Origin of the sequence: Citrobacter sp. wls619 (assembly GCF_005281345.1) — a bacterium.
GTDB lineage: Bacteria > Pseudomonadota > Gammaproteobacteria > Enterobacterales > Enterobacteriaceae > Citrobacter.
Genome location: NZ_SZXJ01000027.1, coordinates 143,090 through 161,142, shown reverse-complemented (window position 1 = coordinate 161,142; position 18,053 = coordinate 143,090). Strand labels below are relative to the sequence as shown.

18 protein-coding genes are annotated in these 18,053 nt (G+C 42.2%); 1 reads left to right on the top strand and 17 read right to left on the bottom strand.

The window, feature by feature from the left end; translation table 11 throughout:
• Positions 1-18: 18 nt before the first annotated feature.
• The gene (gene kdgR, locus FDX19_RS03525) at positions 19-810 is read right to left on the bottom strand and encodes a DNA-binding transcriptional regulator KdgR (RefSeq protein WP_137381626.1); all 792 of its coding nucleotides are present in this window, start codon (positions 808-810) and stop codon (positions 19-21) included.
• Positions 811-985: 175 nt separating this feature from the next.
• On the opposite strand from kdgR, the gene FDX19_RS03520 reads away from it, so the two are divergent.
• Positions 986-2,353 carry an MFS transporter gene (locus tag FDX19_RS03520; RefSeq protein ID WP_137381625.1) on the top strand — a complete coding sequence of 456 codons (1,368 nt, stop codon included), beginning with the start codon at positions 986-988 and terminating at the stop codon, positions 2,351-2,353.
• Positions 2,354-2,418: 65 nt separating this feature from the next.
• Here the strand turns inward: FDX19_RS03520 and FDX19_RS03515 are convergent, their stop codons facing one another.
• The 16 genes from FDX19_RS03515 to sctC all read right to left on the bottom strand — a co-directional run bounded on the left by FDX19_RS03515 (position 2,419) and on the right by sctC (position 18,022).
• Positions 2,419-2,625, bottom strand: a complete 207-nt coding sequence (locus FDX19_RS03515; protein ID WP_137381624.1) for a hypothetical protein — start codon at positions 2,623-2,625, stop codon at positions 2,419-2,421.
• Between the two features lie 9 nt (positions 2,626-2,634).
• Positions 2,635-4,431: an IpaD/SipD/SspD family type III secretion system needle tip protein gene (locus tag FDX19_RS03510; RefSeq protein ID WP_137381623.1), complete on the bottom strand. Its 1,797-nt coding sequence runs from the start codon at positions 4,429-4,431 to the stop codon at positions 2,635-2,637.
• Between the two features lie 30 nt (positions 4,432-4,461).
• Complete coding sequence (locus FDX19_RS03505; protein WP_137381622.1) at positions 4,462-5,142, bottom strand: response regulator transcription factor; 681 nt, start codon at positions 5,140-5,142, stop codon at positions 4,462-4,464.
• 140 nt (positions 5,143-5,282) lie between these two features.
• Positions 5,283-5,933, bottom strand: a complete 651-nt coding sequence (locus FDX19_RS03500) for a lytic transglycosylase domain-containing protein (RefSeq protein ID WP_137381621.1) — start codon at positions 5,931-5,933, stop codon at positions 5,283-5,285.
• Complete coding sequence (locus tag FDX19_RS03495) at positions 5,923-7,059, bottom strand: EscU/YscU/HrcU family type III secretion system export apparatus switch protein (RefSeq protein ID WP_137381620.1); 1,137 nt, start codon at positions 7,057-7,059, stop codon at positions 5,923-5,925. The genes FDX19_RS03500 and FDX19_RS03495 overlap by 11 nt, the downstream gene beginning before the upstream one ends.
• A 5-nt stretch (positions 7,060-7,064) precedes the next feature.
• Positions 7,065-7,826 (bottom strand): type III secretion system export apparatus subunit SctT, encoded by a 762-nt coding sequence (sctT, locus tag FDX19_RS03490; RefSeq protein ID WP_137381619.1) that lies wholly within the window; start codon positions 7,824-7,826, stop codon positions 7,065-7,067.
• A gap of 10 nt (positions 7,827-7,836) precedes the next feature.
• A complete protein-coding gene (sctS, locus tag FDX19_RS03485) occupies positions 7,837-8,097 on the bottom strand; it encodes a type III secretion system export apparatus subunit SctS (protein ID WP_137381618.1) in 261 nt (86 codons plus the stop codon).
• A 2-nt stretch (positions 8,098-8,099) separates the two neighbouring features.
• A complete protein-coding gene (locus FDX19_RS03480; protein ID WP_137381617.1) occupies positions 8,100-8,789 on the bottom strand; it encodes an EscR/YscR/HrcR family type III secretion system export apparatus protein in 690 nt (229 codons plus the stop codon).
• A gap of 9 nt (positions 8,790-8,798) precedes the next feature.
• Positions 8,799-9,737 carry a FliM/FliN family flagellar motor switch protein gene (locus tag FDX19_RS03475; RefSeq protein WP_137381616.1) on the bottom strand — a complete coding sequence of 313 codons (939 nt, stop codon included), beginning with the start codon at positions 9,735-9,737 and terminating at the stop codon, positions 8,799-8,801.
• Positions 9,734-10,657, bottom strand: a complete 924-nt coding sequence (locus tag FDX19_RS03470; RefSeq protein WP_137381615.1) for a hypothetical protein — start codon at positions 10,655-10,657, stop codon at positions 9,734-9,736. Before FDX19_RS03470 ends, FDX19_RS03475 begins: the two co-directional genes overlap by 4 nt.
• Positions 10,645-11,094 (bottom strand): hypothetical protein, encoded by a 450-nt coding sequence (locus tag FDX19_RS03465; RefSeq protein WP_137381614.1) that lies wholly within the window; start codon positions 11,092-11,094, stop codon positions 10,645-10,647. The genes FDX19_RS03470 and FDX19_RS03465 overlap by 13 nt, the downstream gene beginning before the upstream one ends.
• On the bottom strand, positions 11,084-12,385 hold the full coding sequence (sctN, locus tag FDX19_RS03460) for a type III secretion system ATPase SctN (RefSeq protein WP_137381613.1): 1,302 nt from the start codon (positions 12,383-12,385) through the stop codon (positions 11,084-11,086). Before sctN ends, FDX19_RS03465 begins: the two co-directional genes overlap by 11 nt.
• Complete coding sequence (locus FDX19_RS03455) at positions 12,385-12,789, bottom strand: hypothetical protein (RefSeq protein WP_137381612.1); 405 nt, start codon at positions 12,787-12,789, stop codon at positions 12,385-12,387. Before FDX19_RS03455 ends, sctN begins: the two co-directional genes overlap by 1 nt.
• Positions 12,790-12,793: 4 nt before the next feature.
• Complete coding sequence (locus FDX19_RS03450) at positions 12,794-14,824, bottom strand: EscV/YscV/HrcV family type III secretion system export apparatus protein (protein ID WP_137381611.1); 2,031 nt, start codon at positions 14,822-14,824, stop codon at positions 12,794-12,796.
• Positions 14,825-15,142: 318 nt separating this feature from the next.
• Complete coding sequence (locus tag FDX19_RS03445; RefSeq protein WP_212734700.1) at positions 15,143-16,270, bottom strand: HrpJ domain-containing protein; 1,128 nt, start codon at positions 16,268-16,270, stop codon at positions 15,143-15,145.
• A 3-nt stretch (positions 16,271-16,273) separates the two neighbouring features.
• Positions 16,274-18,022, bottom strand: a complete 1,749-nt coding sequence (gene sctC, locus FDX19_RS03440) for a type III secretion system outer membrane ring subunit SctC (RefSeq protein ID WP_137381610.1) — start codon at positions 18,020-18,022, stop codon at positions 16,274-16,276.
• Between the last annotated feature and the right edge of the window lie 31 nt (positions 18,023-18,053).

Here is an 18,053-nt window from a genome sequence, read left to right as displayed (position 1 = left end):
GTATCCAACGCGTTAAAATCAGAACGGGTAATCGTTATAACCCATTTGCTCTGAAATCTTACGCGCTGCGGTGTGCAGCATTTCGACATATTCGTGCAAACGTTCTTCAGAAAAACGCAGCGTCGGGAATGAGATGCTCAGACCCGCAATGACCACGCCGAAACGATCAAACACCGGTACCCCGATACAGCGCAGTCCTTCTTCCTGCTCTTCGTTGTCTTCGCCATAGCCCTGTTCACGGACTTTATCCAACAGTACCAGCAATTCATCAGTATTCGTGATTGTACGATCTGTACTACGTTTGTACTCGATGCCGTCAAGAATTTCCTTCACTTCTTCGCGGTCGCGCCATGCCAGCAGCACTTTACCAATGGCGGTGCTGTACAGCGGATTACGACGACCGACGCGGGAATACATGCGCAAATTGTACATCGAGTCGATTTTATGGATGTAGACAATGCTGTCTTCATCCAGCGCACCGAGGTGTACCGTTTCTTTGGTCAGACGCGAAAGTTCGCGCATCTGGATGTCAGCGCTACGGATCAGATCAACGTTCTGTAACGCACGCGCGCCCAGTTCAAATAATTTCAGGGTCAGGGAATACTTCTCAGACTCGCCTTCTTGTGCCACATAACCCAGCGTTTTCATGGTCTGCAAAAAGCGATAAACGGTGCTTTTCGACATCATGACGCGTTGCGACAATTCGGTAATACCAATTTCGCGCTCTTCACCCAGCGCCTGCAGGATGCCAAAAACCTTCAGCACGGAAGATACAGAATCGGGTTGTTTATCCAGATCTGCGATAGCCATTTACCACCTCATTGCGAGTGTTTTATAAAAATCAGAACCGGTTTTTATTATAATTTCACGTACCAACCGCCGCAATCTGTCTTTGTTCACTTAGTTACAAATCTGCGACCTAACGCCTGAATATCAATGCTAAAATTATTATTCTCATCATAATTTCCGACAAAATTGACTTCCTATGGAAAAAATTCAGGCCGATGGCCTGCCATTGCCCCAGCGATACGGTGCAATTTTAACCATTGTTATTGGCATCTCTATGGCAGTACTGGACGGCGCAATTGCTAACGTTGCCCTGCCGACGATTGCCACCGATCTTCAGGCCTCCGCGGCCAGCTCAATCTGGGTCGTTAACGCCTACCAAATCGCGATTGTCGTATCACTCCTGTCACTCTCATTTTTGGGTGATATGTTTGGCTACCGTCGCATATACAAGTGCGGACTGGTGGTATTTCTGCTCGCATCACTTTTCTGTGCCCTCTCCGATTCGCTGCACATGCTCACACTGGCGCGCGTGGCCCAGGGGTTTGGCGGCGCGGCTTTGATGAGCGTGAATACCGCACTCATTCGCCTGATTTATCCGCAACGTCAGCTTGGACGAGGAATGGGGATCAACTCCTTTATTGTGGCGGTTTCCTCAGCAGCAGGCCCAACTATTGCGGCAGCGATCCTCTCAATTGCCTCGTGGAAATGGTTGTTTCTGATTAACGTCCCGCTGGGGATTATCGCGTTGCTGCTGGCCATGCGCTTCCTGCCACCTAATACACCGCGCAGCAATAAGCCACGTTTTGATCTGCCTAGTGCAGTGATGAATGCGCTAACGTTTGGCTTGTTAATTACTGCACTCAGTGGGTTCGCGCAAGGGCAATCGCTTAAGTTAATTGGTGCTGAGCTTGTAGGGCTTATCGTGGTCGGTTTTTTCTTTATCCGCCGTCAGCTGGCGCTGCCGGTGCCGTTACTACCGGTTGACCTGCTACGCATTCCACTGTTTTCACTCTCGATTTGCACGTCAATTTGTTCATTCAGCGCGCAAATGTTGGCGATGGTTTCCCTGCCTTTCTTTTTGCAAACCGTACTGGGTCGTAGCGAAGTCGAAACAGGACTACTACTGACCCCATGGCCACTGGCCACCATGGTGATGGCACCGCTGGCTGGTTATCTGATTGAACGCGTTCATGCGGGTCTTTTAGGTGCGCTGGGTATGGCCGTCATGGCAAGCGGGTTATTTTCGCTGGTGATACTGCCTGCGACTCCTTCTGATTTTAATATCATCTGGCCGATGATTTTATGCGGTGCGGGTTTTGGCTTGTTCCAGTCACCGAATAACCACACCATCATCACCTCTGCGCCGCGTGAGCGCAGCGGCGGGGCGAGTGGTATGCTAGGGACGGCGCGCTTGTTAGGGCAGAGTACCGGCGCGGCATTGGTGGCGTTAATGCTCAATCAGTTTGGTGACAGCGGAACACATATGTCACTGATAACCGCGGGTGTACTGGCAACGGTTGCCGCCATAGTGAGCGGCCTGCGTATCACGCAGCCACGCGCATAAACGCCAGGCCCGGCAACACTTCGCCGGGCCTGGCATCATTTATTATTCGCGTAACAGTGCCGATGTCACCACTCCGGTTGGTACATAGGATTGGACGGATCGTCGGTATCGCCCATAATACAATCTGAAAAAAACTCCAGACTAAATCCTGACGTGGCTAGCTGCATCAATTTACGCTGCTCATCCGTCAAATTCGCTGTTGGGTCAAGGTCTTCTGCTGAAGCAGCATCATCTGCGGAAACAGGCGTTGTGCTGATGGTCATATCACTCATGATCACTTCCTATTTAAAGAACTCTTTTTCAGTTTCCAATAGAGCTTCTATCGTCGACGACAAGACTTTGGTCAGGTTATTGTAGATGGTATTCGCCTGGCTTAATTTTTCTGACATAACTTGCGACTGACTCTCTACCGTACTGGACATCGTGTTCATTGAGTTTTCCCACTCGTTGAACATACTGCTACTGATAGAGACAGGGTCTGCATTAGAGTAATCCCAATCTGCAGCAGGCCAAATACACACATCTGACATTTCACCCTTATCGGCATTCAAATTAAACATTTCTGCCTGGATGATCATAGGCTCTGAAACATGAACAATTGTCTTGTCACCCGAAACGGATTCATTTTTTACTGAAGGTGTCAGTAAGTACGTTGGGATTACAATATAGTCAGATTCAGAGGTGTTAGTGTTAGGTTCACCTTTATCCGCCATCTTCACAATTGTGAAATCTTTATACACATCATCATCAAATTTATAAAAAGTTTTATCAATGGTTTCATCAGATACAACATATAAATCCTCAGTCGGTGGCAGTACATAATAATATCTGTCAGTTGTTTCACCACCATCATAATTTTTATAGTCGTATGGAAAAGAGGGCTCCCTATCCCCACTATAGTCAGGATTTGAAAAGACAACTCCAAAAATGAAATCACGTGAAAGTGGATTTGTGGGTGCAGATACGTTGATGGGATTATCCCCACCGATATCACTTGCATATAAACTGATTGTAGCCTCAACTGCATCACGAATCGGCTGAAGATCCGGGTAGACATATAAAGTATAAGTACCATCTGCCTCCGCCACCAAATAAAGCCGATCGTCCTCTTCCGGTGGTTCATGAGAATTGGCGACCGAATCAACCACCGTTACATTGTCAATATCATCCGCAGGATCACCCGTATTCACACTCATTTTCCCATCAGTGCCCGCTTCTATATGGGTTGTGATAGTAAGCTGATCGGATAGCTCCAGCTGATCCGCCCAATAATAGACCCCCTGCGCATCTAACCCACGGATAGCGACAGGACCGCGTTCAGGAAAAGGGCCAGCACTCGTTTCAGGGTTAATGGGGGTCAGGTTGAGATTACCATCGGCATCATATATCCCCCATCCATAAATTATGGCGTCAAGCGCATCATTCACACCAGCAACATCAATTTTCATTTTATCTTCATCGCTGGAGATAAATGTCACCATCAGTGATTTAAAGCTGTTAACATCATTGAGAAATTCAACGCTTTGGTTAGCAAGATCGGTATATACATCCATATAACCCGTTTGCAGTCCACGAAGTTCAGTACTGATATTTGCATAAATTTCCCAGTCACTCTCGGGAAAATTGCTCCCATCACCGTGATCGTTGTCATTTGACCAGGTAAAAGTGCTGTAGTCGATATCACCGTCAATCTTACCGTCACCATCCTTATCCATGTTTTTGTCAAAAGTGATATCCCAACTCAGCTTAACGTCAGCGGAGTCTTCTACCGTTTCACCCGAATTATCCTGGCTTGTAGCACCGATATTCGTGAGCTGAGAAAGAGAGGACTTCAGCATATTCTGCGCAGGAGTTGTATCGATAAGGATCCCCGCATTGAGAAGCTGATGATACTGTTCAGAGTAGACTGCCAGTTTTTCTGTCAATATATCAATCACCTGCTGGTGACGTGTACCCGTTTCCGCAGCGTCGGCAATTGTCGACGCTTGTAGCACCTCAGGCGATGAAGAAAGCGCATTCGTGGTTGTACGTAGCGTTGAAAATGAAATTTGCCGTGCTGTTGTGACACTTGTAGACATCGTATCTTTCCCTGAAAGGTGTGCAACGTTTTAGTTACCTGGCATCCCGGCAAACGTATCCTGAGATTGCACATAATGAAGTAATTGTATGTTGCTGGTAATTGCAAGTTTCTGCATCGCGTTGTGCTTATGTACCGCAACCGTACAGACTGAACGCTTGAGAAGGTTTGCAATCTCTTTTACCCGCATGCCTCGTGCATACAGGCGAATAATTTCGAGTTCTCGCGAGGTTAACGGGGACTGCTGTTGAGCATTATCAGTAGTTATATCCGTCTGTTTGAGCCGCGGAGAAGAATAAAAACGCTTTGCCGCCAAATCAGATAACGCTTTTGGCAGGCAACGTTCCAAATCATCTTTCTTGCTTATTAACGCGTGCACCCCTGACGCCCGGAGACGTCGGAGCGTGGGAGTAAACGTATAGTTTTCACTTACCAGTGCAATCAGCTTGAGTTCCGGTGCTATCTTTTGAATTCTCGAGATATAATAACTGGCATCATTATTATTTTCACAGTCAAAAGAGACATCAACAATCAGAACTAAATTTTTATCATCGAGCTTGCCTGATAACGCGTGGATCAATTCGTTTCGTGAATGGGTTACAAACGCAATATCGGCATATCCGGCAAGCAGGCTGCGTAATCCGGTAATAACAATCGGTTCATCACTGGCAACCGCAACGGAAAGTCGAGAATGTTGGAATTTATGTGACATACCCGGTTCCTTCTTATGCAAACGCTAATCAATCCTTAATTAGCTATGAATAGAAATTATTTGCGATAATTTCATGCAGGACAAAGCAATTCAAATTATTTATTCTAACTTTAGAATTAACGAGACATTAAATCATTTTTTCAATGAATGTTTTTATACTCGCTCATCACATTTTTAATATATTTATGTGTCTCATTAAACGGGGGAATTTGATTGCTATACTTTGCAACGTTTCCCTCTCCCGCGTTATATGCAGCCAGAACCAGTTCGAGATTACTTCTATAGCGTTTCGCTAATTCTGAGAGTAAATAAGTACCAAGATGAATATTCATCTCAGGGTCAGCTAATCTATGCTTTTCAAGAGAATACCCCAATACTGAAGACAGGCGGTTCGCTGTTTCAGGCATCAACTGCATTAAACCCACAGCACCTTTTGCCGAGATAATATCCGGATTAAATCCGGACTCAACGGCCATAACCGCCTTAACGAGATACGGATCGACACCATACCGCCGGGCATAGTGGCCGATAACCTTATCGTAACGACCCTTTGCCACCTGCGCCGTATACTTGCTCTGCGGTGAGGAACGCGATATGCGAATGGCGGAATTGGCTTTCGTGGCTTGCCAGCGTTGCATGACATCATTTTTAGCGATAGCGCAACGCCGAGCCTTGTTTGACGTTCGTTGCTGTTCGACATACATGATTCCATTAGCATCTTCATAACACCACTGCGCTGCCATCGCGGGAGGCATAAAACAACACAGCAAAAGAAATAAACTATGACGCATTTTCATCCCCTTCCTTGTTTGTTTCCGCATTTTCTTTATCGCCGTTAACATCAACCTCTCTCTCTTCTGACTCATCATTCTGAGGAATATCATCTTTCCATGCTTGTTCCATCTGCTCGAGCCAGGTAAGTAAGCGCATAATTTCATCAATACTGCTGCTATCAATAAAAGTATAAATTTTCGCCGTCTTAAAAATTCGCCGAGCCAGCGAGATATTGCGAATAACAGGGATATTGTTTTTTTCTGCGAAAGCAATAACCGCAACAGCACGAGAGTTTTTCTCGACGACTGAAATAAAAGGTAAGCCAATTACCGCAGGATTAAAGTAAATTCCCAATGCGATATGTGTCGGGTTAGCCAACACCATTTTTGAAGTCAATATGTTGGCTTTAGTCTGTTCAGAAAGCAATTCACGATGCAACTGCTTACGTGCACTTTTAATATGTTGATCGCCCTCATTATTCTTATACTCTTGTTTTATTTCCTGCTTAGTCATCATCAAGTCTTTAATATATAGATAAAAATCGACTAAAGCATCAAATGCCATAATAATTAAAAATGGCAATAAGGTATAACAAAAAAGCAATGGCATTAGTCCGCGCCATACATTAATAAAGTGCTGGATCCCACCGGTCGGTATAGTAAACAGTCGAGAGTGATATTTTATAATAAAAACACTAAAGCCAGTAAGTGCCATCCCAAGATACAAAATGGCTTTTATACTGTCTTTCAGCCCCCTGATACTAAATATTTCTTTAAATCCTTTTATTGGATTAATGGCATTCAGATCTAATCGAATCGCCTCTGACGCCATTTTAAAACGTGTTTGTATCAATGTCACCAGTGCCGAAGTGAAAACAGAAATCAGGGCGATCCCAGAGATAATTTTAAACGCTGTTGTGAATACCAGTCGCGCATATTCTCCCGTTGATAGCATGAAACCGCTACTGACGAATAAATCGAAATAAAATGTTAACTCCCTTGCATCAATCGTCATCCACACAAATGAGGAGACCGCAATTAACGTAAGCAGCCCTACAAAATCTCGGCTAAGAAACATCTGCCCCTTTTTAGCAGAATCTTCTTTCTTCTTATGTGTTGGTTGTTCTGTTTTTTCTTCACTCATTATGCTTAACTCTTCGGTAAAAAATCACTCAGCCGTAATCCAGTCAACTGGGAGATAAGTAATGGTGTTAAATAAATCAACAATACGAAAATGGCGATAACGCTCTTTAACGTTAATGCGACAGAAAAAGCATTCAATTGTGATGCAAAACGTGAAAGTAAACCAAGCGCACATTCTGTGACAAATAATGCGACGACGACAGGCCCTACCAAAATTAAAGCCTTTAGCATTAACTCATTAACAAGATGAATTACTTGCAATGCTAATGCTTTGTCAAAATGAAAGGATTGAGCCACCGGAAATATTTGATAACTTTTTTTTATCGCCTCACAAAGCGTAACCATTCCTCCACTTAGCATAAAAGTCGCACCGTAGAAATAGTTCATAAAACTGGCGAAAACAGATGTTTCAACCCCTATCCCTGGATTCATAGTGCTACTGATAGTTGCTCCGCGCTGGTTGTCAATAACCTCACCGATCACCAAAGCAGTCCAGAATGGCACTGACAGGCAAATGCCGCATAGTAAACCAATAATCGCTTCCCGAACGATAATCACCAGTGGTGGCGCCGCTGGCGCCAGTGGAAACTGTACACTCAGCAGGGGCAAAAAACCGAGAAGCATAAAGCACGTAATGACATTTTTGGCTAACATGCCCCCTAGTACCTGGCTGTTAAACCAGGGTAAGAAAAATGTTATTGGCAGAAGTCTGGCCATCCCGATAACAATCAACAGGATATATTCATGGTAGAGCACATAAACATTCATAGGCGACTCATTATGGTATCTGGAATGCCAGAGCCAACACTTCGGCAGCGAAACTTTTCAGGCTGGCAATAAACCACGGTGCCGTCATAAACAGCGCGGCACATACAGCCAACAATTTGATACCAAATGGCAAGGTCTGTTCCTGGATATGAGTAATTGCCTGAAGAAGGGCCACAACTATCCCCACCACCGTTGCAACAATAACCGGAACTGAAGATAATATTAAGACCATATATAGTGCTTTATTGCCTATATAAAAGATACTGTCCATGGTTATCCCGCCGTTTTCCATAACGCTGCGTACTGCATGACCATACCGGTGGCAATCTTAGACCAGCCATCAATAGCAACAAAAAGTACCAACTTTATTGGTAATGATATTGTTACAGGACTCATCATCATCATGCCAAGAGCCAATAATACATTGGAAACTAACAGATCTACTACAATAAAAGGAAGATAAACATAGAAGCCTAAAACAAAGGCACTTTTTATTTCACTCAGTGAATAAGCCGCTAACAGCGTAAATAACGAACTATTCTCAACTGTTGGCTTAACCCCAACAACCTGATGATCATCTGTTACGGGATATTGCTGCTGATAGATATTGCTAAAAAAGGTAAGGAGTTCTTTATCAGAAAATCGGTATAAATAATTCTTATACCCAGAAAGGCCGTTATCGATGAAATTTTGCACTGATTCAACATTATCAAAAGAGACACCTTCCTGGCGATAATAGTCATAGCCTTGCAGGGCAACAGGCGACATGACGAAAGCAGTTAATAGTAGTGATATGCCATTCAAGGTCATATTGGATGGCGCCTGCTGCAAGCCTATGGCGTTTCGTATCAATGAAAAAACAATAGAGAATTTAATAAAACACGTTCCGCCCGCAATAAAAAATGGCAAAAGTGTCGCAAGACTCAAAATCCCTATCAGACCAATGCTATTATAATCCGTCATAATCTTATCTCACAATGTGTTGTAAACTTCCTCTATTTCCACCGCCAGGCGATCATTCAGTAAAACAAGTTCTCCCTTTGCTAACGGCCGTCCCTGAACCCTGAGTTCAACATCAACTTTGTGGTCTCCCAGACCAAGCTGGGCATCTAATACATCACCGGTTTGTATCTTACTAATGTCTGCTAATGTCATGGTTGTCTCACTGAGTACAAACTCAATGTTTAGTTTGAGTCCATCTGTCGCCCATAGCTTATCAACAAGAGCATTATCTGTTTGACTATCCATATCCATATCCATATCCATAATATCCTCACTTACAGTAAAACTGTGCTGTTCATATTGGAGCGCACAATATTCGATATTTCCGACATAAAGGTAAATCTGAACATTTGTAATCCACAAGGCATCACCAATGGCCAAATTTTCGATATCACTCACGGGTAACGATGTGGATCCGAGAGATACTTTGATGGGGCAAAGCAAATGCTGGCAATCGTTTACTGTTTCCGTAATCGGTACGTCTAATGAGGTTAGGGATGTTTTTGGAAACCAAACGAAACCGGCATCCTCACCTGCACTGTAGACTTTTTCATGCAAAGGAATCTGACATTCTGGGTCCTCAATAACAACTTCAGCAATAGGTTCTGAAAACCACTCAGTCCCCAGGGAGAGATTAGATAACAACTCACTGTACAGCGAAGAAATAAATTTTTTTCCCATCTGCTGAACAGAAAATCGAGCATCCTCCAGGCCATATTTCTGCAAAAGCGTTTCTGCAGAGACAAAAAAACATACCTCCGTGCCGGCGTGAACACCGCTACAATGAATGAACGCTCCCTGCATTCGTTTCTGATTTGTCTGCAAAGCGATAGCATTGCGTGCACAGTACTGCATGATCAGGTTTTCTGTGATATCCAGGTGCCGTAAACACGAAAGAATGGTATTCACATCTCCTCCTCCTCGTCATTTAAAACATCCTGGTTTGCCTCATTCTGCTGCTGTGAGTTCTGCTGATTCTGCAGATAGTCATTCACCGTCGGCACGGCATTATCTACACGTAATCCGTGCAAAGGATGTTGCTGTTGGAAATTTACCAACTGCTGCTCAGTTTCAATGTTCGAAGGCACAATTTGTATTTGTGTATCAGATTTATTCTGTGCGTGTTCTATGCGTACCTGGGCCGTTTGTTGAGTAGGAAAGGTCCAACTGACTTCGGTCACATTCGATTTCGCGTTTACCTCAGGAGTTACATTTTTGGCAGACATTAATTGCTGCTGATTAACTGTCTCCTTTCCGCGTTCTCCAGATGATAGCTTTTCCGTTACCCATCCAGAGTCATCGATAACCTTGTCAGGTACTGGCATAGCGGATAGCACGGTTACCTCCGAAGATTCATATTTTTTCTTATCCGTTTTCTGAGTATTCTCTTGATGTTGCGGATCTGCTGCAGTAAAAATTGTTGCCGATCCACTGTGGATCAGGATTTCTTCCTTTAATCGCCCTACATCGACGCCGGCATGTTGGCTAACATTCACGGTGGAAATACGTGTTGGCACATTAGATACTGACTTATTACCCGCATTATTCGTTTGTAGTTGCTGCACCAATTTGGCCGACAGAGAGGATAATAGCGGTTCTCCAGCTAATATTACCGATGCCGCAATCTGGTCCGTTTGTTCGGTGCCCTTATCTCCTTTTTTCTCATCTTTGTTATTGTCAAAGGTCTCAATTTTAGTATTCTTTTTCGACTTGATATCAGTATCATTCAATAACTTCTGGATAATACCATCAATAGATTGCACGTCGTCACAAGAGCCCATGTTTTCTGCTGAATGTGCTTTAACTGATGATGATTTTATATTTTCCATGCAATACATTCCTCTATAGAATATTCTTCCTGAGCAATTCTTTTGACACTACTCAGACGTTTAACTTTTTGTTGGCATAAAGACCACTTACGTTTTTTTCGTTCATAGCTGGCGCGTAATTGCAACAGACGCGATTTTTCATCTTCTTGTTCATGCTGACTTGCCATTAACTCATTTCTTTCCGCATCCAGACGATATAAAACTGAGAGCAGTAATGATTCTTTTCTTTTAATAGCGTATATACTGTTTTTCGTCACTTCACTTTCGGTAACTCCATGCCATAAGGTGATGATACCGACATCAGTCTCCTTATGACGTTCAGCATTAGCAATCAGCAAATTTTTTAGTCGTTCAATTTCGCGGTCAATACGCGTCACTTTCAGAACAAGGCTATCGCAGTACGTTGAATACAAGTTTTCCATACTTTTATATGGCATACAGTGACTCCAACATTTGTGTAAATGATGTTTTATCATCCATCTTTTGCTGGAGAAAATTTTTTATAATGTCAGTTTTTCCAACAATTTTATCTGTAACTGGATTTTCACCCGGTTGGTATTCACCTAATTCAATCATCAGCTTCAACTCATCCAGTTTTGACAAATAATTGCGGAATAAAGATGCAGCTTCACGTTGCTCATCAGATGATACTGCACGGGTTACACGGCTGACGCTACGTAATACGTCAATTGCCGGATAATGCCCTGTACCAGCGAGTTTTCTGGAAAGATAAATATGCCCATCGAGAATCGAGCGCACCTCATCACCGATGGGGTCGACTTCCTCTTCTTCTTCAAGCAATACCGTATAGAATGCAGTAATGCTGCCGAGTCGAGTTTTACCACTTCTTTCCAGGATCCGCGGCAAATTATCAAACACAGATGATGGGTAACCACGTCTTGCTGGCATTTCTCCAGCAGAAAGCGCAACATCACGAAGCGCACGAGCATAGCGTGTCATTGAATCAATCATCAGCACAACATTCTTTCCCGCATCGCGAAAATATTCTGCAATAGTGGTGGCAATAAGAGCCGCATTCCGTCGTTCGACAGCGGGCCTATCCGAGGTAGAATAGACGACAATGGTTTTGTCACGCTTATCCCCCGGGATCCCCTCAGATAAAAACTCGGTAACTTCCCTGCCTCGTTCACCAACCAGTCCAATTACATATACATCTGCAGATGAATGACTAATGATCATCGTCATTAAGGACGTTTTTCCGGCCCCAGCCCCAGCAAAGATCCCAACACGTTGACCTATGCCGCAAGTCAATAACCCATCGATAGCTCTGACACCTGTCGTAAATAAGCTATCGATTGGCCGTCGCTCACTATAATCTGGCGGAGATTGCATAATGGGTCGAAGCATCGGTAAAGATGCGATACCAGGAGCTGGTGAAGAAAAACGTTCACAAATCTCGCCTTGTGCATTAATAACTGTACCCAGCGTGTCCATCGATACTGAAAGTGAAAAAGCAGTACCATCCGGAACAATAATATTGGAGCATGAAATACCCTCAGATCCGCCCAGCAGGCACAGCACAGCATTGCCCTGGCTAAAACCAATAGTCTCGGCTTGTCCAATAATTCCTGGGTCGCTCAGCGAGCGATAAATACGACATCGTTCACCAATAAAAGTATGGCGCAACGGTGCAGTAATGATCGCCCCCTGAATCGATGTTATCCTGGCGTTACAATCAAAAATATCACTCAGCAAGATTTCCTGCATTATTTTAGCGCCTGGCTAAATTCATCTACACGCTCATAAAACTCGCTCAATACATCCGCCAGTAACTCACCTTGTTCAATTGCATTGTCACTTAAAAATACTCGTAGAACAAAACTTCCATCATCTTCAACCAGCTGTAACTGGCCTGTCATGCTCCAGTCACAAGTTGCTACCAATGATTCTATAAGTTGTGGAGCAGCATTTAATAAGGCATGACGATCATATTTTGCAACAGTACTCCAAAGAACCACAACACCGTTAACAGTACTAAACATAATTGATGGTTTTTCACCAAAACTAAGTTCGATTGTGGAATGATGATCTATATCAGAGATCAGCGATGGATCACATCCCATTATTTCAAGCGCCTTCTTGAGGGTATCTACAATTATTGAAATATCCATTTAGTTAATCCACCATTTTGATTACGTTAACTTTAACACTTTCTGATATTTCGCCAAATGAAATGACATCCAGATCAGAAAATTGCGACATTATCAAACGTTTAGTATAGCGTCTGATATCAACTGCAGTTAGAAATACAACATCCTTTCGTGAAAGGTTCAATAAATGATGTTCAAACCTATCAATAACAAACTCATTATCTTCCGGTTCCATATTGATAAATGATCCAGAAGCAGATGTTTTGATTCCTTTACGAATTTTATTTTCAATCTCAGGTGATAACACCATAACTGATAATACATTTTCAGTCGAAAACTTATCCGAAATATAGCGGGCCAACGCAGTGCGTACATGCTCTACCAACTGGATAGTATCTCTCTCTTTCCCTCCCCACAATGCCAGCGCTTCCAACACTGCTTTCATATTTCTTACTGAAATGCGTTCACTTAACAAACGCTGTAATACTTCAGATACTCGCTGGACAGTACAATGTCTGTAAGTTTCCTTTAATAGCTCAGGATACTGGCGTTCAAATTTATCCATAATATTTTTAGTTTCCTGAATGCCAAATAGCTCAGGAATCTGTGCAGTCACCAGCGACTGAAAAGAGAGCATCATTTCATCTTCTGCCGAACGCAACGTGAATCCCAAAGATGAACATAACTCCTGGCTCTGCTCTGCAACCCAGTATTCATTTTCATTTCCATATTCAGTAGTGATTACATCAATACCGGGTAAATCAATAATACCGTCAAGATTCAAAAGTTTAAAATACCCAAAGTTAATTGGAAATACACCTGCAGTAACTTCATTGATCAGGACAACAACATGGTTCAACTGTACGTTTGGACTCATTATTACACTGACTTTCGGGAGTTCAATGCCATAGTTAAGATAAAAATCCTGTGAAAAACGCATACCAAAATGTTCAAGATCCAGATCGCTAAAACCCTGCTCCGGGAGCATTACCATCAACGGTACAGTTTCAGGTACAATACTTGCCGTGGGTAAAAGAGTATATCCTTCACTACCAGAACTCCCCCCTGGACTCGTTTTTATACTCCCCGAAGACGTTGCCTGCTTTTTAGCTTTCAACGTACGATTAAAATAAACAGCAAGAATAATGCCGGCTATAAGCATAAAGACGATCAGCGGAAATCCCGGGAGACAACCAATTAAAATGGCTACAATTGCCGTAACAATCAAAACAAAATCACGCTGGAAAATCTGATCAATGATATTGTTACCCAGATTTTTTCCATCCTCACTAACCCTTGTTACCACAAAGCCGGTACCGATAGAAATAAGCAAAGCCGGAATCTGAGCGACCAGGGCATCGCCAATAGTTAAAATCGTATAGACATCGGTAGCCCCACTAAAGGACATACCATGGCGCCCCATGCCAATAGAAACACCGCCAATAAAGTTGACAAAAATAATCACAATGCTGGCAATTGCATCGCCCTTGATAAATTTCATTGTACCATCTAATGCACCATACAGTTGGCTCTCCTTTTCCAGCATGGAGCGCCGCCGTTGGGCATCATCAGCATCAATATTTCCCGCTCGCAGATCCGCATCAATACTCATCTGTTTACCGGGCATGGCGTCAAGAGAAAAACGTGCGCTAACTTCTGCGACACGCTCTGAACCTTTTGTTATAACAATAAATTGAAAAAGTGTAACAATTGAAAAAATAATAAAGCCGACAACAATATCCCCTGCAATAACGAAGTTACCAAATGTTGTAATAATGTGTCCTGCATCAGCCTGCACCAGTATCATACGGCTGGTACTGATAGATAACGCAAGACGGAAGAGCGTTGTAATGAGCAAAAGTGAAGGCAGTGCAGAAAATTCCAACACTTTCTGTATGTAAAATGTGCCAATAAATATTAAAATGGAAAATGTAATATTAAAAGCTAATAGTACATCAATAAGCCATGTTGGTAATGGTATAATCAACATAGCTAATATTAATATCATCAACACAACCAAAAACAATTCTGGTCTCTGCGCTATTCTTTGCCACATATCTTTCTCAGACTACGCTATAAATGTTAATTACACCCTATATACTTTATAAAATTCTCGTATATAAGAGCTATATCTATTTTTTTCTGCAACACACAATAATAAACTTTATCGTGATACGATAGAACTTGCTCCTTGTGGCTAAGCATTTCACTGTTTTTATATAACCATGCAGAAAGATCGATTACATTTATTGGCATTTCCACCATTACAAAGTACCATACTCCATATCGACAAAAACGGAATAATTTTCCCTTGAATGTAACAGAGATTTCTTCTCCGGCCAGCAAATTGCTTACCTCATTCTCCAGTCCGCTATTAACCATATATCCTTCCGATATGAGTAAAACGAGCAAACCCGTCGATAATCATTGCAAGAGTATTCTCAACACTCATTTTCATTTTTTCAGCATCGGCCAAATTATCTGCAAAGATCGCAAATGGAAGTGGCTTAATGGCAGAATAAATTTGTTGAACAAAATTGGTTTTATCGCTACCTGGATAATATTTCATACAGTTGCTAACCAGTTCAATCGTTAAATTCTTAGCTTCATCAGGTTGCAAAATAATATGAAAAAAGAAATCAAGCAATCTGAAATCTCTTTCATTTGTTGACGGAATATACTCACCTTCATTCATCTTCGACATAAACATCTGATCGGCAGAACGAAGTATATTCATTCTAAAATTTGCTTCTAGTAAAGTGCCAAATTCAAGTGTACTGCATGAAGGGTCATAGCTATTAATATCATAATGCAGAGCCTGAGAATAGTAATCCAGTACAGCATAGCGATTTTCAATGCCAAATTTCTCAATCGACATCTGGTATATTTCTAATGGATCAAGATTTTGCGTAAGAAAACCCTCATAAGCTTTACGCAATGACTGCTCATTTTGTTTTAGTAGCAAACTAAATTTTCTGGCTGTACTTGCACTGTTAATACCTGCTTTTACCTTTTTCCGGTCAGGTCCCTTCATCAAATATTCAAGTGCAGATTCGAGGATATCCGAAGTAATATCAGGTAACTCATCATCGTCTTTTTTCTTCTTTTTCATCAGAATAAATGCGTGCAAAAGTAAAGCAATTTCTGTCGGATCGGCGAATAATTGATGCAGATAATGTAACAATTGTTTTGCCGTCATTGCTCCACCTTTGGCAAAATCATTGATTTTAACCACACAGTTTGGTGTTTTCTCCTTTATTGAGGCTTCACACTCTTCAGCAATGCTTTCGGGTGATGAAGGTTTTGCCTTCGCCGCACGGTTATTCTGCAGAAAAGAACTCAATAACGCTGACATATCATCGGCCATAGTCATCGCGACTGAAAAAGAACTTTTCTCAACCTTCACCTCTGCATCGTCCTGCATCTTAGCAAGGACGTTGCTTAAATCGCCAATCCCTCCCGCACTTCGGATGCGGGACATCGGCAAAGATTCTAATGCCATATTCTATCCCTGATGAGTTGGTGTTATGAAAGCATCTTGATTAATTTTTTGCGTCTTATTCTGATAATTTTTAATGGCATCCCATCCATCATTAATGTAGCCATCAAGTGCATCTTTGTGGCTATAATCATCTTCTAGTATCCTGGGCTGAATCAAAAAGAGTCTTACGGCCTTCGAAGAATTGTTTGTCTTTGTTTTAAATAAATTACCGATCAATGGAATATCACCAAGCAATGGGATTTTAGTCACACCATCAGACAACTGATCGCGTGTATAGCCACCAATTAGAAGATTCTGACCGGCAGCCACCCGAGCCATGGTACTGATTGCAGTATTTCCCACAACCGGTAACTGATCTACCGTGGCAGTATCACCTTGATCATCTGCTACCGTATTTCCATCTGTAATGTCAACATTCATCTCAACGAGTTTATTATCATCTGAAATCATTGGGATAACGTTGATGGAGGTACCATAGGTTACTGTCTGCAGCGAAACTTCTCTTTCCCCCATCAATTTGACATAAAAACTACGCGAATTGTCAAAGATAGCCGGAATATTATCCTGGGCCAGGATGATGGGGCGAGATACAATATTCGCCTTATCCCTCTGACTTAGCGCATTAACAGTTGCTAAAAACATATCACTTTGCGAGCTTGTTAATATACTTGTGGCATTAAAAAATGTCTGGAGGTTCGAACCGACTTTATATTGCCCTTGCCAATTTACGCCTATTTGTTCTAAATCATCCTTATTAATATCAATAATCCAAAGTGAAAACTCGACTTGCTTACGAGGAATATCCAGGCGGGCAATAAGATCTTTTATCATGTTAACTTGATCTTGCGTACCTTTGATAAGCAAACTGTTACGACCTGAAAATGGCAATACTTTAATCTCACCGCCAGAAAATCTGCCAATATCGTTTAATTCAGCACGCACGCCAAATTCAGATTCTTCGAGAATTCCTGTTTCAGTTGTAGACTCTGGCTTAATTTGCTTTTTCACTGCAACATTACTTTTTCCTTGAATTCCATTATCAGAAAACAAGTTGTTAATTGTGGTAGCAATACCTTGCATCGTTTTCGTTTGTCCACGATAGCTATAAGTACGATCATCCACGAATACATGCCGTAGTTTTACAGTATCAATAACTAATTCATTGTTAGATGAAGAATATCCCTCTCCCATAAAGCCGGCTATGCCAACCACAATTTCAATATATTTTGGCGGTCCAGAGATATAAAGCGTATTGGATGGCATATTCATCTTAAGTGGATATCGTGCATCATACATGCCATTGCTGTGCAAAAAATCCTCCAGATCTCTATAGCTTCTGGCTGGGAAATGGATGATTGCTGTTTTCGCTTCAGAGGCTTCATATATGTAATATATTGAACCATCAAAGTACCAAATTAACCCTAAGTCCTGCGTGATTCGTTCAACCATTTCCATTGGTTTATTAAGATCGAACCGCCCTGTCACCGAATATTTTTTTGCGCGTGAACTTACAATAAATGGTTTATTAGTTTGTGATGATATTGCTTTAAAAACAAAATCAACACTCTTATTACTGACAGTAAAACTGTTAATTGGTGACGTTAAAGTAACATCGCTACCGTGGGTCGATTGCCGAATGCCATTACTTGTCGAATTATCTTCAACAGCAGAAACTACTCCACTATAGCTTAGTGCACCCAATACAATGAGTGTACTTAAATTTTTTATTGCGGCTTCAGTCCTGAAAAACATTGCTATATCCATCCATGAAAGACGTGAGAAA

Bases quoted from the DNA above. Each gene is read 5' to 3' on its own strand.
- sctS (WP_137381618.1), bottom strand. From the start codon at position 8,097: ATGGACAGTATCTTTTATATAGGCAATAAAGCACTATATATGGTCTTA.
- FDX19_RS03455 (WP_137381612.1), bottom strand. From the start codon at position 12,789: ATGGATATTTCAATAATTGTAGATACCCTCAAGAAGGCGCTTGAAATA.
- FDX19_RS03465 (WP_137381614.1), bottom strand. From the start codon at position 11,094: ATGCCATATAAAAGTATGGAAAACTTGTATTCAACGTACTGCGATAGC.
- sctC (WP_137381610.1), bottom strand. From the start codon at position 18,022: ATGTTTTTCAGGACTGAAGCCGCAATAAAAAATTTAAGTACACTCATT.
- FDX19_RS03495 (WP_137381620.1), bottom strand. From the start codon at position 7,059: ATGAGTGAAGAAAAAACAGAACAACCAACACATAAGAAGAAAGAAGAT.
- FDX19_RS03515 (WP_137381624.1), bottom strand. From the start codon at position 2,625: ATGAGTGATATGACCATCAGCACAACGCCTGTTTCCGCAGATGATGCT.
- FDX19_RS03445 (WP_212734700.1), bottom strand. From the start codon at position 16,270: ATGGCATTAGAATCTTTGCCGATGTCCCGCATCCGAAGTGCGGGAGGG.
- FDX19_RS03500 (WP_137381621.1), bottom strand. From the start codon at position 5,933: ATGCGTCATAGTTTATTTCTTTTGCTGTGTTGTTTTATGCCTCCCGCG.
- FDX19_RS03520 (WP_137381625.1), top strand. From the start codon at position 986: ATGGAAAAAATTCAGGCCGATGGCCTGCCATTGCCCCAGCGATACGGT.
- FDX19_RS03505 (WP_137381622.1), bottom strand. From the start codon at position 5,142: ATGTCACATAAATTCCAACATTCTCGACTTTCCGTTGCGGTTGCCAGT.
- FDX19_RS03480 (WP_137381617.1), bottom strand. From the start codon at position 8,789: ATGACGGATTATAATAGCATTGGTCTGATAGGGATTTTGAGTCTTGCG.
- FDX19_RS03510 (WP_137381623.1), bottom strand. From the start codon at position 4,431: ATGTCTACAAGTGTCACAACAGCACGGCAAATTTCATTTTCAACGCTA.
- FDX19_RS03450 (WP_137381611.1), bottom strand. From the start codon at position 14,824: ATGTGGCAAAGAATAGCGCAGAGACCAGAATTGTTTTTGGTTGTGTTG.
- kdgR (WP_137381626.1), bottom strand. From the start codon at position 810: ATGGCTATCGCAGATCTGGATAAACAACCCGATTCTGTATCTTCCGTG.
- sctN (WP_137381613.1), bottom strand. From the start codon at position 12,385: ATGCAGGAAATCTTGCTGAGTGATATTTTTGATTGTAACGCCAGGATA.
- FDX19_RS03470 (WP_137381615.1), bottom strand. From the start codon at position 10,657: ATGGAAAATATAAAATCATCATCAGTTAAAGCACATTCAGCAGAAAAC.
- sctT (WP_137381619.1), bottom strand. From the start codon at position 7,826: ATGAATGTTTATGTGCTCTACCATGAATATATCCTGTTGATTGTTATC.